This is a genomic window from Actinophytocola xanthii, from assembly GCF_001921205.1.
Lineage (GTDB): Bacteria > Actinomycetota > Actinomycetes > Mycobacteriales > Pseudonocardiaceae > Actinophytocola > Actinophytocola xanthii.
This window is the reverse complement of sequence record NZ_MSIE01000204.1, coordinates 1-511: the sequence shown is the minus strand read 5'-3', so window position 1 is coordinate 511 and position 511 is coordinate 1. Positions and strand designations below refer to the sequence as shown.

Annotated in this window: 1 protein-coding gene; it reads right to left on the bottom strand. The window is 68.5% G+C overall.

Annotated features, from left to right (window positions below):
• Window positions 1-18: 18 nt before the first annotated feature.
• Window positions 19-511: transposase (locus BU204_RS37935; RefSeq protein WP_143230072.1), on the bottom strand; the 493-nt coding region annotated here is incomplete at its 5' end.

The window sequence follows — 511 nt, the reverse complement described above, 5'->3', positions numbered from 1 at the left end:
CGACGCTCCTATGGTGTGTCAAGTGGTTGTGGTGGGTTGTTGTTCGAGTTGGCGGTAGAGCTGGCGGGCGATGTAGCGCTTGAGGCAGCGTTTGATCTCTCGGTCGGTTTTGCCTTGGGCTCGTCGTCGGTCGGCGTAGGTGCGGGTGTCGGGGTCGTGGCGTAGGCGGGACAGGACGATGGTGTGGAGGGCTCGGTTGAGTTGGCGGTTGCCGGAGCGGTTGAGCCGGTAGCGCACGGTCTTGCCGGACGAGGCGGGGATCGGGGCGGCGCCGGCGAGCATGGCGAAGGCGGCCTCGGAGCGGCACCGGCTGGGGTGGGACCAGGCGGTGAGCACGATCGCGGCCACGATGGCTCCGACGCCGGTCAGGTCGAGCAGGTCTGGTCGCCAGGAGCGCACGATGGTTCGCATGGCGCGTTCGTGGTCGGCGGCCTCGGTTTCCAGGGCCTGGATGCGGCGGGCCAGGGCACGCAGTGTGGACAGCACGGTGAACACCTCGACATCGGCGCAG